Annotated in this window: 9 protein-coding genes; all 9 read right to left on the reverse strand. The window is 69.8% G+C overall.

Annotation, left to right across the window (positions count from 1 at the left end; all coding sequences use genetic code 11):
• Nucleotides 1–13 precede the first annotated feature (13 nt).
• A complete protein-coding gene (locus tag WME95_RS22660) occupies nucleotides 14–2,641 on the reverse strand; it encodes a glycoside hydrolase family 15 protein (RefSeq protein WP_437910527.1) in 2,628 nt (875 codons plus the stop codon).
• Between the two features lie 481 nt (nucleotides 2,642–3,122).
• Entirely contained in the window at nucleotides 3,123–4,259 is a 1,137-nt protein-coding gene (locus WME95_RS22665; protein ID WP_437910528.1) for an ABC transporter permease, read from the reverse strand.
• Nucleotides 4,260–4,304: 45 nt separating this feature from the next.
• Complete coding sequence (locus WME95_RS22670; protein WP_437910529.1) at nucleotides 4,305–5,828, reverse strand: sugar ABC transporter ATP-binding protein; 1,524 nt, start codon at nucleotides 5,826–5,828, stop codon at nucleotides 4,305–4,307.
• 72 nt (nucleotides 5,829–5,900) lie between these two features.
• Complete coding sequence (locus tag WME95_RS22675; RefSeq protein WP_437910530.1) at nucleotides 5,901–6,923, reverse strand: sugar-binding protein; 1,023 nt, start codon at nucleotides 6,921–6,923, stop codon at nucleotides 5,901–5,903.
• 188 nt (nucleotides 6,924–7,111) lie between these two features.
• Nucleotides 7,112–12,193: an AAA family ATPase gene (locus WME95_RS22680; protein ID WP_437910531.1), complete on the reverse strand. Its 5,082-nt coding sequence runs from the start codon at nucleotides 12,191–12,193 to the stop codon at nucleotides 7,112–7,114.
• A 340-nt stretch (nucleotides 12,194–12,533) separates the two neighbouring features.
• The gene (locus WME95_RS22685; RefSeq protein WP_437910532.1) at nucleotides 12,534–13,760 is read right to left on the reverse strand and encodes a vWA domain-containing protein; all 1,227 of its coding nucleotides are present in this window, start codon (nucleotides 13,758–13,760) and stop codon (nucleotides 12,534–12,536) included.
• Nucleotides 13,761–13,827: 67 nt separating this feature from the next.
• Nucleotides 13,828–15,564 carry a hypothetical protein gene (locus WME95_RS22690; RefSeq protein WP_437910533.1) on the reverse strand — a complete coding sequence of 579 codons (1,737 nt, stop codon included), beginning with the start codon at nucleotides 15,562–15,564 and terminating at the stop codon, nucleotides 13,828–13,830.
• A gap of 388 nt (nucleotides 15,565–15,952) precedes the next feature.
• Entirely contained in the window at nucleotides 15,953–16,834 is an 882-nt protein-coding gene (locus WME95_RS22695; protein WP_437910534.1) for an ABC transporter ATP-binding protein, read from the reverse strand.
• A complete protein-coding gene (locus WME95_RS22700; RefSeq protein ID WP_437910535.1) occupies nucleotides 16,831–17,661 on the reverse strand; it encodes an ABC transporter ATP-binding protein in 831 nt (276 codons plus the stop codon). The genes WME95_RS22695 and WME95_RS22700 overlap by 4 nt, the downstream gene beginning before the upstream one ends.
• Between the last annotated feature and the right edge of the window lies 1 nt (nucleotide 17,662).

Below are 17,662 nucleotides of genomic sequence, written 5' to 3' on the forward strand. Positions count from 1 at the left end.
AGCTGATGACCACTTACCAGCTCACGGTGTCGTTGAGCGTGAGCGCCCCGCCGGACGCGGGCGTGCTCATCGTGCGGTTGCCGCCGCCCGGGAGGTTCTCCCAGGTCACGGTGCCGTCGGCGTTCTTGCGATAGTACTTGTACTCGAGCGCGCTGCTGGCCGGCAGGTTGACGCGGTTCGTCCACACGGGGTAACCGCGCGGATCGACAGGGACGCCGAGATCGGTGTTCCAGCTGCCGAGCGCCGCGGTGTTGCCGGTGACGTACATGTGCTGGCCGACCACGGTGGCCGCGGTGACGTTGACCGTGACGCCTGCCTCGCCGGAGCCGGGCGGCACCACACACGCGTTGTAGCGGCCGCAGACCACCGAGGGGACATCGACGACCCTGCCCGCCCGGATCGACGCCACCAGGCTGATGTACTCGCCCATCGCCCAGTTCAGGGGGCTCATCGACCGCGTCGGGGTGCCCGCCGCGACGTTCGCCGGCTTCTGGACGGACCAGCCGGTGACGTCCGTCGTCTCGCCCCATACCTGCTCTGGGATGAAGCCCTGCGGCGTCGAGAACGCCTTCACCGCGGTCAGGTAGGGGTTGCCGTCGGCGCCGACACCCGTGCTGGCGATCTTGAACATGCCGCGCTCGGCCGTGAAGATGGGCCACAGCCGGCCCCGACCGCCGTTGCCGTCGAAGTTGCCGCCGTCGTTCTTCTCCCCGTATCCATCGTAGTTGTAGCGGAACCACGCGTCGCCCTTGCCGGCGATGGTCCGCTTCAGGATGGCGTCGTACTCGGGCAGCGTCGCGACGATCGAGGGATCGTCGGCCCGCTTCACCCCCATCCGCACGAGCTCGAGGAACCCGCCATCGACGATGTACCGCTGATCGTGCGTGCCGCCGCCGTTGCCGATCGTGAAGCTGACCGCCGCGTCCGGCCCGGACACCGGGTTGTACACCTGCGGCCCGCTGCCCGTGTTGCCCCGCGCAGAGGGGTTGATGCGGATGTAATACCGGCCGTCGCCGTGGTACCCCGTGGTCGTGAACGTCCAGCGGTCGACGCCCTGCTGCCAGGTGTCGGCGGCGGCCATGTAGCGCGCCGCGCTCGTGGTGTCGCCGTTCGCACGGGCGATCGTCGCGGCGCAGACGAGGCCCGCGATCTCCGCCGCGATGGTCGACGGGGAGTACCCGGCGTTCTCCTCCCACCGCTCCTGCTGGGTCCATGGGCCGGTGTTGACGATGTAGTCGGCCGTCCTCTTGATCTTCTTCCACAGCGGGTTGTAGACGGAAGGTCCGAGCCGCCACGCGAGGATGATCGGCATCGCCTGCTCATCCATCTGCGTGCCTTGCCAGTACTGCCAGCCGCTGACCCAGGCGTTCTGCGGGAAGCGGCCGACGCGGCTGTAGCCCTGCGGGCAGCCCGGCGCGTCGTACTCGGCGGCGCCGCAGTCGCTCGACTGCTGCAGTGTGTTGAACAGGTAGTTGACGACCGAGGTCCCTGTCGCGGTGTCGCCGGCCGTCACCAGCGCGCTGGCGAACTTGAACAGATCGCGCGCCCAGACCAGGTGGTAGCCGCCGTTGTTGCCGTCGCCGTTGGTCTCGCCCCAGGGCGTGCCCATCCCCGCGATCATGGCGCCGTTCGACTTGTCCTGGATCGCCTTGAGCGACATCGCCGCGAGGTAATACTGGTCGTCGGCGGTGGCGCTCTGGCTGCTGAGCCCGGCCGCGTACGTCTTCCACCCGTTGTCGTAGGTGGTTTGCAGCGTGCTCAGGTTGCTGCCGAGCGTCGCGTTCGCGGTGGAGGCCGCCTCGGCCTCGGTCGCGCCGAAGCCGAGCACCACGTCGAACGAGACGCTGGTGACGGCGCTGGTCCCGAGGTCGATCCAGCCCATCTGCGCCACGTTGCCGCCGCTCGCCAGGTCGTTTCGCCAGGTCATCGTCCTGTCGACGTTCCCGCCGAGGAGGTCGGTCCAGCCGTCCGACTCGCCGACGAAGCCGCTCGACACCATCGGCGCGCCGCTCACCACCTTCCATGGGCGCGACGCGGCGAGCGCCGAGGCGCGGCTGTTCTCCGAGGCGACGAGCAGCGTGCGCCCCCCTGCCTCCACCGTCCTCGACGTGTCGCCGGCCCCGGAGTTGTCCATCGCCGGGTTGTGGAGCAGGTAGAGGTTGAACTGGGTGACGTTCCTGCCGCCCAGGGCGTCGAACCGGACCCGCTGGATCAACGCGTTGCGCCCTGGATCGGTGAAGACCGTCCTGGTGATCCGCCAGTTGTGCGCGCTGTTCGTGGTCGTCGCCTGCCAGCGCATGGACCGCTTGTCCGGCTGGGTCACGGTGAAGCTCTGCTGCTTCTCCTCGTCGACGAAGGTCCTCGCCGTGTCCCCCACCAGGAACTGCAGATCGACAGTGTTCACGGTGTCGAGCACCGGATAGAACACCTCGGACACGATGCCGCGATGACCGGTGAAGTAGACCCTCGAGGCCGCGGTCGTCGAGGTGCCGAGGAAGGACTTCTCCGCAGGTCCCCACACAGAGGGTACCCCGACCCCCTTGGCCGCAATGCCGGCGCCGAGCGCCTTCAGGGCCTCTGCCTTCGACGGGGCCCTGCCGGCGGAGCCGAACGGGAACGGGACCGCGGACTCCCCGGCCATCGGCTCCTCTGCATCCGTGTCGAGCGCGCAGCCCGCGAGCCCGAGTGTCAGGCAAATACTTGCAGTGCCACAAGAAATGCGCTTCAGCATCACGCCATTCCCTTTCCATCGGGTGGCCGTCGCGTGAAGACCGCTCCACGGCTACCGTAAGCCAGCGACTTGGTTGATGTTTTTACGTGCTGCGTGCGGATCGCGGCCCGGGCCCCCTGCGCTCACGTCGCCCCGGCTCCGCGTGGGACGCCAGCAATGCTGTAGCGTAGCACGCGATCTTCGCGCGCTTGAGCGCACCTGCGCGCCGCCATGCCGAGCTCCTGGCAAGGACAGCGACGCTGCGCTCTATGCGCCGTGCCGGCCGCCGTGCCGGCGCGGATCCACCAGCACCGAAACCATCACGCGGCAGGGCGATCGACGCAGACAGCGCGGCGCCCATCGCGGGCTCGACGGAGCGCGGCGTCGACCGCGCCGCCGCGAGCTCATCCGCTCACGCGCCAACCACCTTGCGCCTCGCCGCCGCGTAGCGCCTGACCACCTCGTCCGCGATGACGCCGATCAGGATGACGGCGCCGATGACCGCGAACTCGATCTGGGTCGGGACGCCCAGCATGTTGATGGCGTTGCGCAGCACCTGCATGAGGGCGGTGCCCAGGATGACGCCCACCACCGCGCCCTCGCCGCCGCGCAAGCTGAAGCCGCCCAGCACGGCCGCGGCGATCGCATACAGCTCGTAGAAATTGCCGAAATCGACAGGCTGGGCCGAGTTGACCTCCAGCGCGAACAGCATGCCCCCGAAGCAGGCGAGCACCGAGCAGAGGACATACGCGAGGATCGTCATCCTGTCGGTATCGACCCCGCTGTAGCGGGCCGCCTGCTCGTTGCGGCCCAGCGCCATCAGATAGCGGCCATAGACGGTGCGGTTCAGGAAGATCGACGCCGCCACAGCGATCGCGAGGAACAAGAGGAACGGCATCGGGATGTCGATCCACGTGATCAGCGCGAGCCGCGTCTTCACGCCGGTGAACGGGTGCACCGCGTACGGGCTGAAGCGCCCCTCGGAGATCCACGAGAGGAACGGCACGGGGACCGAGAGCGGGCTGCCGACCGACAGGTAGCGCAGCGACTCGAACCCGACGCCGAACCCCTGCGTCTGATCGCCGGAGATCCCGCGCGCGGTGCCCCGGTAGAGCAGGAGCCCGCAGAGCGTCACAACGAACGGCTGGAGCCGGAGCTTCGTGATGAGCAGCCCGTGCGCGAGCCCGATGCAGAGGGAGATGCCGAGCAGCACGGGCACCGCAAGCGAGGCCGGCCAGTGCTGCACCGAGAGGAGCCACGGCAGCATGCAGCCGGCGAGCGCCACGACCGAGCCGATCGACAGGTCGATACCGCCCGTGATGATCACGAAGCCCGCCCCGACGCTGAGGATGCCGAACAGCGCTGTCCTCCGGATCAGGTTCTCGAGGTTCTCCGCGAGGAGGAACCTCCCGTTCAGGAGCGCGGTTCCGAGCGACACCGCGAGGAGGAGCCAGAAGACGCCGAGCACCTTCCGCCGCGTGGTGGGCACGAGCAGCGCAGCCGGCGCGGCGCCGCGCGCCGGGAGGTCATGTGTCGTCGTCACAGACATGCTCTCTGGCCTCGATGGCTAGTGGTCACCCCGCGTCACGCCGCGTCACGCCGCGGCGTCGCTGCCGGTCGCGAGCTGCATGATCGCCTCCTCACTCAGCTCGGCGCGGCCGAGCTCACCGGCGATGCGCCCCTCGTGCATCACCAGCGCACGGTCGGACATGCCTATCACCTCTTCCATGTCGCTGGAGACGAACAGGGTGGCCATGCCGCTCGCTGCCAATCGCTCCATCAGCTGGTATATCTCGTGCTTGGCGCCGACGTCAATGCCGCGCGTCGGCTCGTCCAGGAGCAGCACGCGCGGCGACATCGAGAGCCACTTTGCGATGACGACCTTCTGCTGGTTGCCGCCGGACAGGTGCTGCACCGGCTGCACGTCGGTCGGCGTCCGCACGCCGAGCTCCCGGATCATCTGCGCCGACATCCGGCGCTCGCCCGCGCGGTCGAGGACGCCGTAGCGCTGCGCCCTGTCGAGGCTCGGGAGGCTCACGTTCGCCCGGATCGCCATCTCCAGGATGATGCCCTGTTGCTGGCGGTCCTCCGGGACCAGGCCTATCCCGGCGGCGATGGCGTCTCGCGGGGCGCGCGGCGTGATCGCCCGCCCGGCCACGCGGACGGCGCCTCCGGCCGCCGGCGTGACGCCGAACAGCGTCCGGAGCAGCGACGTGCGCCCCGCGCCGAGGAGCCCGGCCACGCCGACGATCTCCCCGCTGCGCACCGTGAAGGAGAGCGCTCGCTCGGGGTGCCTCGACGTCCGGAGGCCGCAGACCTCGAGCACCGGCTCGCCGGGCGGGTTCGGGACGTGCGGATAGAACTGCGAGAGATCGCGGCCCACCATCAATCGCACGATGCGCTCGTGGCTCATCTCCTCTCGCGAGAGCTCGCCCGCGTTCTCGCCGTCGCGCAGCACGAGCACGCGATCGCAGAGCGCCCTCACCTCGCCGAGGCGGTGAGAGATGTACACGACGCTGATCCCGCCCGCGCGGAGCTCCCTCACCACCTGGAAGAGCGCCTCCGCCTCGTGCGGGCACAGGCACGACGTGGGCTCATCCATGATGAGCACCCGCGCGTTCGCGGAGAGCGCCTTCGCGATCTCGACCAGGTGCCGCTGCCCGAGCGACAGGCCGCCGACGAGCGCGCGCGGCGAGCACGCGAGGCCGACCCGCGCCATGATCGCCCGCGCCTCGCGCTCCATCCTGCCCTCGTCGATGAAGCCGCCCCGCCGCGGCTCCCGGCCGAGATAGATGTTGGCCGCGACATCGAGGTTGTCCGCCAGGTTGAGCTCCTGGTGGATGAGCGCGATCCCGCGGGAGAGCGCCTCCCTGACGGAGCCGAGCGCGACAGGCCGCCCGTCGAAGCGCATCTCGCCTGCGTCGGGCGCCTCGACTCCGGCGAGGATCTTCATGAGGGTGCTCTTGCCAGCGCCGTTCTCGCCGACGATGCCGAGCACCTCGCCTCGGCCGAGCGCGAGGTGCACGCCGCTGAGCGCGAGCACGCCGGGGAAGCGCTTGGTCAGGCCGCGCGCCTCGAGCAGCGGCGTCGCGTCCGGTTCAGGCGAGGAGGCAGTCATTCGCGTCAGCGCGTCGAGCGTCGCCTGCCCGGGGTGCGCGCCGCGCGGGCGCCGCGCTGCCCGGCGCCGGGTTCACGGTTGCTTGCCCGCCTTCTGCTTCAGATCGGCCCAGAACTCGTCCAGGTTGCCCTTGCGGATCTGCCGGGCCGGCAGGGAGATGAACTTGTCCTGAGGCACGACGGAGTTATCCCCCCGCACGAGCGCCGCGAGCACGCGCACCGACTCCTTGCCGTACATGTACGGGTTCTGCACCACCGTGCCGACCACCTCGCCGTCCTGGATCGCGCGCAGCGTCGCGTCCTGCTCGTCGAAGCCGACGACCTGGATCGAGCTCATCTTCCCCGCCTGCTTCACCGCCTCGAGCAGGGCCGGCGTGTGGTACGCGTTCAGGCCGATCAGGCCCACGAGGTCCGGGTGCGCCGACATCATGTCTTCGGCGTTGCTCTTCGCCTTGGCGGCGTCGATCTGGTCGGTCAGGGTCGCGACGATGGTGTATTTCGCCCCCTTCAGCTCCTGGTTGAGCGGGTCGTTCCCGGCGCTGTTGTCCTGGCGATCGAGCAGCTCGTCGAGCACGCCTTGACGGCGCTTGCGGGCGTTGTCGCCCTCGAGCCGCCCGACCAGGATGGCCACCTTGCCGCCGCCGGGGATCGCCTCCTCCACGAGCTGCCCCGCCATCCGGCCAGCGACATAGTTGTCGATGCCGATGTACACGATGCGATCGCTCTTCGGAGCGTCCGAGTCCTGCGTGATGAGCTTCGTCTTCGCGGCCGCCTTGTTGAGCAGCGGGACCTGGTTCTCCGCGTCGATCGGGCTGATCGCGATGCCGTCGACGCCGCGGATCAGGAGATCCTCGACCCGGTGCAGCTGGTCGTTCACGTCGCTCGGCATCACGACGCTCACCTCGACGTTGTGCTCCTTCGCGCCGTCGATGACGCCCTTCTCGGCGATGGTCCAGAACGGGGCGACGCCGTTCGTGATGTAGGCGAGCTTCGGCTTGCCCCCCGCCGCCGGCGCGCCGCCGTTGTCGCAGCCCAGGGCCGTGAGCCCCGCCGCCATGCAGACCCCGACGATGAACCGACCGATGCTCTTCAACATGCGCTCTCCCCTCCACCCGTCCACCCGACAAGAGCCGACTCGCGCGACGGGCCCATACGCCCCGTGCCGCCGCGCGGGCCACGACTAACGCAGGAACCCCCGGTCAACTGGCCGGCTCATGATGCGCGATCCGCTCCGGACGTGTCTACACGATTCGACGCGCGGATCGCCGCGCGCGTCTCGCCCCCCTAGGGCCGCGTGCCCGGCGCGCTCATGCCGCCCGATCGGCCGACGGCGTAGGCGATCCCGCTCTGCAGCGTCCCGCGGATCACGATGCGCGACATGTCGATGTCGAGCCGGAGGAGCGCCTGCGCGACCTCGCCGCGGATGCCCGTCAGCACCGCCTGGACCCCGAGCAGCCGGAGGGCGTTCGCCGCCTTGAGCAGGGCGTTCGCCACGCGCTGATCGACCCCCTTGATCCCCGTGACGTCGATGATGACGGTGCGGGTGCCGCTCCTCGTCGCGCCGTCGAGCAGGGTCTCGAGCACGTCGTGCGCGCGCTCCTCGTCCAGCGTGCCGATGAGCGGCATGACCATGACGTCGTTCGTGATGGGCACGAGCGGGGTCGACAGCTCGGAGATCTTCGCCCGCTGGAACCGGATCACCTCCTCTTGCAGCTCGGCCCGGGCCGCCTCGGCGCGCTCGCGCTCGCCGAGCTCGTGCAGCAGGCGCAGGTTGGCGTCCCGGAGCTCGGCGCTCTGCGCGGAGAGGCGCACGTTGGCCAGCGACAGCTCCTCCGTCCGCTCCTTCACCTCCTGCTCCAGCCGCTCGTTGGCCTCACGGAGCTCGGCGCTCACGGCCGAGAGGTCCGAGTAAAGCAGCGCGTTCTCGACCGCCACCGCCGCCTGCGAGGACAGGAGCCGCAGGAGCTCGATGCGATCGGCGGTGAACGCGTGCTCCGCGAGGTGGTTCTCCAGGTACAATACCCCGCTCAGCCGGCCCTGGTGCAGGAGCGGCAAGCCCAGGATCGATTTCGGCCGGCGCGCGATCACGTGCGGATCGCCGGCGAGGCGCGGGTCGTCGTCCGCGCGCCCGATCACGAGCGCCTCGCGCGAGCGCGCGACGTAATGCACGACCGAGCGGGCCAGATCGAGGCGCGCCTCCAGGGGCATCGAGAGGCCCAGGCTCACCGTATCGGGGCCGACCGCGATCATCGCCTCGACCGTCAGCACCTCGCCGCGCGAGAGGATGAGGAACCCCCGGCTCGCCCCGGCGCTCTTGATCACGCTGCGCAAGACCTGCTCGATCACCTTGTCGAGCACGATCGCGCTCGAGATGGCCTGGGCGGTGCTGAGGACCGTGGCGAGATCGAAGCTCTCCCCTGCGACGAGGCCCTGGAGCGCGGTGCCGGTCGGCGAGAGCGGAAGAGGCTCGCCCAGGGCCGAGGGGTCGGCCGGCGCGAGCTCCTCGCGCAGCGCCCTGGCCTTCTCGGTCGCCCCCCAGCGCTCGTACAGGTAAACCGCCCTGCGCAGGTGGATGTGCGCGAACTCGACCCTGCCCTGGGCGAGCCAGAACCTGCCGTAAAGCTCGTTGCCGAGCGCCTGGTTGTTGATGTAGTCGGCCTGCCGCGCGGCCTCGATGCCCCGCTCGTAGAGGTCCATCGCCTCGGCCCTCCGCCCCTCGACGCGGGCCTGCTCGGCGAGCAGGAGCAGGTATTTGTGAAGCACGTTGTCCGGCCCGACGTCGGCCCAGCGCTTCATCCGCCCGAGCAGCCGCGAGAGGTGCTCCTCGTGCTCCCACCGCGCCGCGCCCTCGGCGCTCTCCCACGCGGCGATCCGCATGAGGCCCGCGTAGAACGTCGCCTCGGGCACCTTGGCGTGCGTCGGCAAGGCGCCCTCGATCACGGCGAGCTTCGGCATCAGATCGGCGAAGCTCGCCCTGTCGCCGAACAGGTAGGCATTCCGGATCTTGGCGTAAAGCAGCCACCCCATGTGGTAGGGCGAGCCGCCGTGCTTCGCCGCGTAGGACGCCTCGTCGAACCCGTCGTCGTCGAAGCTGAGCCGCCCCCTCGTCAGCCCTTGCAGGCACCGGAGGGGCTGGATCACGCCCGCGAGGAGGATATCGATGATGTCATGGCTGCGGGCGCGCCGCAGGAACGCGAGGTGCGTCTCGGTGAGCTGCGAGAGCTCCGTAAGGTTCATCCCGTAGGTGAGCCGGTCCGAGCCGCTCTGGCTGATCATGTACCCCATGGCCGTCCAGTCGCCGGCCTGGAGCCCGAGGTCGTAGACCCGGTCGTAATAGGGATCTGCCTTCCGCAGGGGCTGCGTCCAGCTGTGCACGTCCGCGGAGAAGATGTGGTAGGTCTTGGCCCGGAGCACGAGGTTGTCGAGCTGGTCTGCGAGCTCGACGGCCATCTTGCCGAACCGGTACGCCGTCTCGTACTCGCCGAGCAGCGGGCCGACCACCATGCCGTACGCGACGTATCCGAACGCGGACATATCGCTGTTCCCGTGCTGCAGCGAGAGCGTCACCATCTTCACGATGGCGAGGTTCGCGAGCGTCTGGTCGCTCGAGTTGTAGGCCCCGAAGAACAGGTTCACGAGCAGCTCCAGCGTCACGGGGTGCTCGGGGTTCGTCGTCCTCGGGGCGCGGGCGAGCTCCTCGATGCTGCGCGCGCCGAGGAGGACGGGCACCGCCCGGAGCTCCTGCTCGAGGAGCGCGGCGACCTCCTCCCGGGCCTCGGGGATCGGACAGCCGAGGAGCCGGAGGCCGGCCTTCTGGACGAGGGTCGCCTCGTGATTGCGCCACTGGAGCAGGTACTGGTTCGCCTGGACGAGGAGGACAGCGACCTTGTCCATGGCCGTCCGGGCGCGCGCGAGCGCCGCGGCACAGAGCCGCTCGGCCTCCTCGAAGGCGCCGCACAGCGACTCGACCTCGGCGCGCTCCCTGTGGAGCGCGAGCGCGAGCTCGTAGTGGTCGTCGAAGCCGCCGTGGGGCAGAAACCCGAGCCCCGCGCGGAAATAGCCCGCCGCCGCCTCGTAGGCGGTGGCGGCCTTGGCCTTCCTGCCGGCGGCGAGGTTCAGCTCGGCGGCCGTGGCCTGCTCCGCGGGCGAGGTCACGATGGGCGCCGCGATGTTGATGTGGTTGACGATGTCGAAGAGCGCCTCGTCCCGCGCGGCCCCCTCGCAGCTGGCGAGCATGAGCCGCGCGATCCTGAGGTGGACCTCGCGCTTGTGATCCTCGCTGATGAGCGAGTACGCCGCGTGCTGGACGCGATCGTGCAGGAATCGGTAGGTGACGCGCCAGTCGACGCCGGCCTGCGCCTCGTCGTCGCTCGCGTGCGCGAGGCGGTAGTCGGCGTCCACCGGCGCGATCAGGCCCTCTTGCAGGATCTTCCACAGCGCGGCCACGGTCTCGTGCGCCGGCCGCTCGCTGATGACCGCGAGGGTGCGCAGGTCGAACTCGTGCCCGATGCAGGCCGCGAGGCGGAGGACGCGGACGAGCTCGGGCTCGAGCTCCTCGATCTTGCGCGCCATGAAATCGACGACGTTGTCGGTGACCGTGCGCCGCCGGATGCCGTCGAGATCCCACGTCCAGGCGCCCTTCTCGAAGCGGAGCAGGCCCTCCGCGTGGAGCGAGCCCAGGAACTGCCGCACGAAGAACGGGTTGCTCTGGGTCCGGTCGAACACAACGCGGGCGAGCGGCTCGACGTCGGCGCGGGCCGCGGAGAGCGCGTCCGAGAGCAGCGCGATCACGTCGGCGAGGGCGAGCGGCCGCAGCGTGAGCTCGCGGAGCGGCGCGCCCGCCTTCTCGATCTCGTCGAGCGCGACGCGGAGCGGGTGGGCCGCGTACACCTCGTTGTCGCGGAAGGCGCCGAGGAGGAGCAGGTGGCCGCGCTCCGGATCGGCGGCCAGGACCTGGAGCAGCTTGAGCGAGGCGGGGTCGGCCCACTGCAGGTCGTCCAGGAAGAGGACGAGGGGGTGCTCGGCGGTCGCGAAGACGCGCACGAACGCCTTGAAGATCGCGTGGAAGCGGCCCTGCGCCTCGGCCGGCGGCAGCTGCTGGACCGGGGGCTGCTGGCCGATGATCCACTCGAGCTCCGGGATGAGGTCGACGAGGAGCTGGCCGGTGCTCCCGACCGCGCTGGCGAGCGCCGCGCTCCAGCGCGCGAGCTGCTCCGGCCGCTCGGTGAGGATGTGCCGGAGGAGCTCCCGGAAGGCGCGCGCGAGCGAGGCGTACGGCGCCCCGCGGTTCAGCTGCTCGAACTTGCCCGCGGTGAAGTAGCCGCCTCGCTGGGCGATGGCCCTGTGCATCTCGTTCACCAGGGCCGACTTGCCCATGCCCGAGTACCCCGACACGAGCAGGAGCTCGCCCTCCCCGCCGGCGGCGCGCTCGAAGGCGGCGAGCAGCGCGCGCTCCTCCTCGGCGCGGCCGTAGAGTTTCTGCGGGATGCGCAGCGTGTCGGGGATGTCGCGCAGGCCGAGCGCGAAGGGCGCCACGGCGCCGGAGCTCGAGAGCTGGCGGAGGCACGCGTCGAGGTCGGCGAAGAGCCCGAAGGCGCTCTGGTACCGGTCCTCCGCGTTCTTCTCGAGGAGCTTCATCACGATCCGGGACACCGCGTCGGGCACGCCCGGGACTTGCTCGGGCGGCGGCACCGGCGTCCGCGCGATGTGGCCATGGATGAGATCGAGCGGGTCGCTGCCGGTGAACGGCAGCACGCCGGTGAGCATCTGATAGAGGGTCACGCCGAACGAGTAGAGGTCGGTGCGGCGGTCGATCACGCGGTTCATCCGGCCGGTCTGCTCCGGCGACATGTACGCGAGCGTCCCCTCGAGCGCCTCGGGGCTTATCGCCTGCTGCGTCTCCTGCGGGAGGAGCGTCGCGATGCCGAAGCCGACGAAATGGACCTCGAGCGTGTCCGGGTCGACGAGGAGGTTGTGCGGCTTGATGTCCTTGTGAATCACCTTGCGGCGGTGGAACTCGTCGAGGACCCGGGCCGCCGAGCGGGCGATCGTCAGCGCCGCCTTGATCTCCAGCCGGCCGTTGCGCAGGAGGTCGTGGAGCGTCGTCCTGCTCGGCCGCTCGAGCACGAGCGCGAGGCCGTTCCTGTGCTTCTCGAGCCCATACGCCTTGACGACGCCCTCGACGTCGAGCGCGCAGAGCACGTTGTACTCGTGCCGGAGCGCCGCGAGCTCACGCGCGCTCGGGAACTCGCTCTTCAGGACCTTGAAGACAGCAGGCTTGCGCTCGTCACCCCAGGTTCCTTCGAACACCTCGATGCTCGAGTCGACGTAGATCGGCTGGCTCACGGAACAGGTCGCGGAGAGCATCTCACCTCGCCGGGGCGCTGGGCTGGCCCGCCGCCGCTGCTGCTCGCGTCGAGCAGACAGGACGGACGGTGTTCTCGCACAAGCGCACCATGGGCGGATTATGTCTAGATCGGTGCCCCCGAGTCACGACCGAAATCGGAGCATTGATTCGTCCAGGGTGATATTTTTCAGTATTTGTGCGCTAGACATCCAACTTGGACGGAGGCTGGCGTTCGCGCCCGTCACCGAGCGCGGCAGTGCGGCGCGCTAGCGCGGCGCTTCATGCGATGTGGGCTGGCTCTCGGAGGGCTGGAGGAGGTCGATCACGCGGCGCGCCGGGAGGGCGCGTCCCAGGCGCAGGTCATTGCGGCACCTCGACGGTGGGACAACCGAACTCGACACGGACGCTCTCCGCCCCCATGGACTTCACTTGCTCACACGTGGCGCCCTTGATCACGATGGTGGGCGGGGTCGTCGAATCGTCGTAGTCCCAGCCGTCGTCGCCCGGCTTCGGCAGCACCTCATCGTCGATGAAGACGTTCACCTTCGCGCGGTCCGGCGGCTCGGTCTCCAGCGAGAGCTCGCAGGTCCTCACGAGATCCCTCGTGATGCTGGTCAGCGTATCGCCGAGGCTCGCCGCGTCCACCACCTCGAAATAACGGGGCGAGGTCTCCGACGTGGCCGTGTCGCCCTCGACGGCGAGCTGGTCCAGCACAGCGGCATAGGCCGTCGCGCCGGGGATGCCGACGACGAAGGTCTTGATACCGGCCGCGCGCAGGTCCTTCACCCGCTGCACCGTGCGCACGTCGTCCAGGCACACGTCCGTCAAGCCGGCGACGCAGCAGTTCGGCACGCCCGAAGGGCAGTCCCCATCCATGTTCGTCGTGCAGGTCGCGGCCTCGCAGGTCATGGCCGGATCCTGGTTGCAGTTGGGACCGCCGTCGGTCGCCAGGAGGACGTACCTGTCGCCCTCGAGGGTGCCGCCGGCTCCCACGGTGAGGTACCCGAGGGCGCGCGCGAGGGCGTCCGCTGTCGGCGTCGCGCCGCCGGGGTCCGTGCCATCCAGGAGGGTCTTGATGGCGGGGACCGAGGTCGAGCCCGGCGCCACGGCCACGCTCAGGTCCTCCCCCGCCGGCATGCCGCAGTGCTCGTCGGAGGGAAAGAGCTGAAGCCCGACGGACATCCTGTCCTGGATCACGTCGAGCGCGGTGCCGAGGGCGCCCTTCATCATCGTCCAGCGGTCGCTCCCTTCCCACGCTTTGGTCATGCTGTCGGAGCGATCGAGCACGATCACGAGGTGAACCTGCCGCGGCTGAGCTTCGACCTGCTGGCCGCCGCAGTCGCCGCCGCCCTCCCCCCCGCCGGAGCTGGCGCCCGGCCCGGTCGCGATGAAACCGCCTCCGAGGGAGGGATCCCCGCCCGTTCCACCGAAGTCCATTCCGCCGGCGCCGCCGTCTCCGGAGCCGCCGCTGCCCGCGCCGGTTCCGCCGTCCGATACCGAACATCCCGACGCGAGCGCCCAGCCCAGGCACCCGAGCGACGTCAGGAACAAGGAGCGGGCGTAGATCCCGCGGTTCTTGTCGATCATAGCCATTCTCCTCGACACGAGTGAATCACGAGTGCATCGACACGAGTCAACGCGCCCGCGCGCGGCGTCAGCCCGGAGGGATGCGGCAGATGCCGTTGTAACACTGCACGGTTCCGGCGTTGCAGCAGTCGGACGTCGCGCCGCAGAGCTGCCCGTACTCGGCGCATCGCGGCGGGGTGCCGCCCGCCCCGTCCGAGCCACCGCCGCCGCCAGCGCCGCCAGCGCCGCCCGTTCCGCCGGTCGCGCTCGAGCTCCCGGTCGCGCTCGAGCTCCCGGTCGCGCCTGTCGGGGAGTCCGGCGTCGTGCACGTGCCCGAAACGGAGCCCGGCTCGTACTCGCACGTCGTTCCGACGCAGCAGTCGCCGTTGTTCGTGCAGGGTCCGCCCGCCGTGACACACTGGGGCGTCGTCCCTCCGGGCGTGTCGTAACACTGGAGCTTCCCCGTTTCGCTGTTCCGCACGCAGGGAGCGCCGTCGCAGCAGTCGTCGGCGGAGGCGCAGTCCTCGCCTGCCTGGCGGCAGGCCGTGAGCGCATTGCACCGAGGCACGCCGAGGGCGTCGAGGCGGCAGTTGCTGGCGTTCCCCAGGTAGTTGCAGCAGTTGTTGGGAGCGCTGGTGGACGTATCCGAGCAATAGCTGTCCTTGAAGTGACAGACGCCGCCCTGGGGCGTGCAGCCGTTGGGGTTGCGGCAGCGGCCGATCTCCCCGTCCGGATCCCCCGACTTGTCGCAGACGACATTGCCGGCGCCCGGCAGAGCGGCCGTGGGGTCGCCGCCGCAGCAGTCCTCGTTGCGCCGGCACAGGGCGCCGTTCACGCGGCAGCCGCTCGGCGGCTGGCAGATTGCGATCCCGGTGGGGCCGTACGGCGCGCAGACGCGGCTGCAGCAGAAGCCGCAGCTGTCGCAGACCGCGCCGTCGATGCCGCCGCTGTTGCAGCGGCTCGACGTCGACGGCTCCGCGCCGCAGTAGCCCGCGGGATCGGATGCGTTCCGCTTCACGCACACGCCGGTACAGCAGTCGCTGTCGCCCTTGCAGACGTCGTTGCGCTGCACACAGAACGAGGAGTAGAGGACGCAGCGGTTGTCTCGCCCGCAGAGCTGGGAGCAACACTGGGTGTCCTCGGTGCACGGGTTGCCACCCGTCTGGCACGCGGTGGCGCCGTTGACGTCGCTGCACGTCCCGCCGACGCACATGCCGCTGCAGCACGCGCCGCCGCCTGCCGTGCAGTCGGATCCGTCGGGGAGGCAGGCGGTCGCGCTGCACCTGCCCGAAGCGCAGTTGAGGGTACAGCACTCCGAGGATTCCTCGCAAGCGGCGCCTGTCCCGAGGCAGACGCTGAGCGGCGAGGCGCAGGTGCTCGTCGCGCTGTCGCAGATGCCGGAACAGCAATCTCCGGAGCGCGCGCACGTGGACCCGAAGGGCTCGCAGGTCGGCACCTCGACCCCCGTGTCAGGGCCGCCCGCGCCGCCGACGCCGTCCGTACCGCCCGCGCCGCCGGCGGCACCGGCACCGCCGGCACCCGCGCCACCAACGCCTGTGCCCGCGCCGCCTTCTCCAGAGCTGGCCGTCGCGCTGGCGCCGCCCGTTCCGGTCGCCTCGCCGCCGCCCGTTCCAGTCGTCCCGCCGCCGCCAGCGTTGGCCCCTCCGGAGCCACCGGCGGAGGAGCTGCCCCCGGCCGCGCCGCTGGAGGGCCCTGAGTTGGTGGCGACGCCACCTTCACCTCCCGAGCCGGTGCCCTCGGACGAGCCGCAGGCAGAAGAGAGCCATACGATGCCGACAGCCGCGAAGATTCGAGATACGCGCATGCACTTTCCTCGCTTGATCGCTTGCCGCAACCGACGCAGGCGGAGAAAGGATACATTCGCGCAACTCCAGCTTGTCCGTATGGCTTTTGTTTCAGGGCATGCCCCGCTCCCTCCATTTTTGTCGGAGGTGGTGAGCCTCGTGAGCGCTGCGCGCACCTGTGCGCGCAGCGCAGAGCTCGCGCTCGCCCGGCCGTGATGAGCTCTGCCCAGAACGGTCAGCGAGACCGCAATCCGCGCTTTGGTGAGGTTCGTCGCAAAGAGCCCTCGACGGAGGAAGCGACGCTGTAGGCTGTACGGTCCTCGAGAGGAGAGCACATGCAGGCTGTTGGGAGAGGCACGTTCATGGGGGCAGCCCCGGCGACGGCCGTCCGCTCCCTTCTCCCCCGCTCTACGCGGATGTCCTCGTCCCCTTCCAGAGCGCGTTCCAGAAGCGCCCCGTCTTCACGGCGCCTTCCGGGACGGACTCTCGGGCGCTCTCCTCGGCGGGCTTCTCCCTGTGGGCCTGGGCCTCGAGGAAGGTGATCAGCCGCTCTCGGAGAGGATAGTACATCGGGTCCTCCAGCACCTCCTGACGGTCCCGCGGGTGCGGGAACGGGACCTCCAGGATCTCGCCGACCCGCGCCCCCGGGCCGTTCGTCATCATCGCGATGCGGTCCGACAGGAACAGGGCCTCGTCGACGTCGTGCGTGACCATCAGCGCCGTCTTCTGGTCCTCTGCCCACAGGTTCATGAGCACCTCCTGGAGCTCGAACCGGGTGAGCGAGTCGAGCATGCCGAAGGGCTCGTCCAGGAGGAGCATCTTGGGCGACAGGGCGAAGGCGCGCGCCAGCCCGACCCGCTGCTGCATCCCCGACGACAGCTCGCGCGGCTTCTTGTGCATGGACTCCGCGAGCCCGACGAGCTCGAGGTAGTGCGTCGCGATCTCGATGCAGTCCTTCCTGCTCTTCTGCCGGTGGACCTGCTCGACCCCGAGCAGGACGTTCTCGAGCGCCGTCATCCAGTGCAGGAGGCAGGGCGACTGAAACACGACCCCGCGGTCCGGGCCAGGGCCCTGGATCTGCCTGCCCGCGAGGACGATACCGCCGCTCGTGATCTCGGAGAGGCCCGCGACCATCGACAGCACGGTGGACTTGCCGCACCCGGAGTGGCCGATGAGGGACAGGAACTCTCCCTTCCTCAGGTTCAGATCGAAGTTCCTGACGACGATCGACGGGCCCTTCGGCGTGGGAAAGGTCTTCGTGACGTTCCAGATCTCGAGGTACTTCTTCATGCGACCGCCTCCGCGCTCCGCGCTGCATCGGGCGCGCTCTCGCCCGCCCTGGGCCCGGCGCCCGGGCCGAGCAGGTAGCTGATCACCGCGCCGCGGATCTCCTTGAAGCGCGGATCGTGGTTGAGGGCCTTGCGATCCCGAGGGCGCTCGAGATCGACGGTGATCCCTGGCCCCAGCGTGGCCCGGGGGCCCTTGCTGAGCGGGATGATCCGGTCGGCGAGGAGGATGCCCTCGTCGACGTCGTTCGTGATGAGGAGCACGGTCTTCCGGGTGGCGCGCCAGATCCGCGCGATCTCGTCCTGGAGCGTCGCGCGCGTGAGCGCGTCCAGCGCGCCGAACGGCTCGTCCATCAAGAGGACCTCCGGATCCATGGCGAGCGCCCGCGCCACCGAGACCCGCTGGCGCATGCCGCCGGAGAGCTGCGCCGGCTTCTTTTCGCGGGCCTCGGTGAGCTTCACCATGGCGATGTAGCGCTCGGTGTGCTCCCGCTTCTTCTCTGCGGGCCAGGAGCCGAAGATCTGGTCCACGGCCAGGTAGACGTTCTCGTAGACCGTGAGCCAGGGCAGGAGAGAATAGTTCTGGAAGATGACGCCGCGGTCGGGGCCCGGCCCCTCGACGACCTTCCCGTTCAGCTTGACCTCCCCGGTGTCCGGCCTGAGGAGCCCGGCGATGAGGGACATGAGCGTCGTCTTGCCGGCGCCCGAATAGCCGACCACGGCGACGAACTCTCCCTTCTCGATCTCCAGGTGGATGTCCCTGAGCACCTCGGTGCGGGTGGCCCCGCCACCATAACTCTTCCCGACGTTGCAGAGCTCGACAAGCGGCATG

Origin of the sequence: Sorangium sp. So ce327 (genome assembly GCF_051530205.1) — a bacterium.
Classification (GTDB): domain Bacteria; phylum Myxococcota_A; class Polyangia; order Polyangiales; family Polyangiaceae; genus Sorangium; species Sorangium cellulosum_B.

What these genes read in the sequence shown, in the direction of transcription:
- WME95_RS22660 (WP_437910527.1), bottom strand. Translation starts at nt 2,641, where the DNA reads ATGGCCGGGGAGTCCGCGGTCCCGTTCCCGTTCGGCTCCGCCGGCAGG.
- WME95_RS22665 (WP_437910528.1), bottom strand. Translation starts at nt 4,259, where the DNA reads ATGTCTGTGACGACGACACATGACCTCCCGGCGCGCGGCGCCGCGCCG.
- WME95_RS22670 (WP_437910529.1), bottom strand. Translation starts at nt 5,828, where the DNA reads ATGACTGCCTCCTCGCCTGAACCGGACGCGACGCCGCTGCTCGAGGCG.
- WME95_RS22675 (WP_437910530.1), bottom strand. Translation starts at nt 6,923, where the DNA reads ATGTTGAAGAGCATCGGTCGGTTCATCGTCGGGGTCTGCATGGCGGCG.
- WME95_RS22680 (WP_437910531.1), bottom strand. Translation starts at nt 12,193, where the DNA reads ATGCTCTCCGCGACCTGTTCCGTGAGCCAGCCGATCTACGTCGACTCG.
- WME95_RS22685 (WP_437910532.1), bottom strand. Translation starts at nt 13,760, where the DNA reads ATGATCGACAAGAACCGCGGGATCTACGCCCGCTCCTTGTTCCTGACG.
- WME95_RS22690 (WP_437910533.1), bottom strand. Translation starts at nt 15,564, where the DNA reads ATGCGCGTATCTCGAATCTTCGCGGCTGTCGGCATCGTATGGCTCTCT.
- WME95_RS22695 (WP_437910534.1), bottom strand. Translation starts at nt 16,834, where the DNA reads ATGAAGAAGTACCTCGAGATCTGGAACGTCACGAAGACCTTTCCCACG.
- WME95_RS22700 (WP_437910535.1), bottom strand. Translation starts at nt 17,661, where the DNA reads ATGCCGCTTGTCGAGCTCTGCAACGTCGGGAAGAGTTATGGTGGCGGG.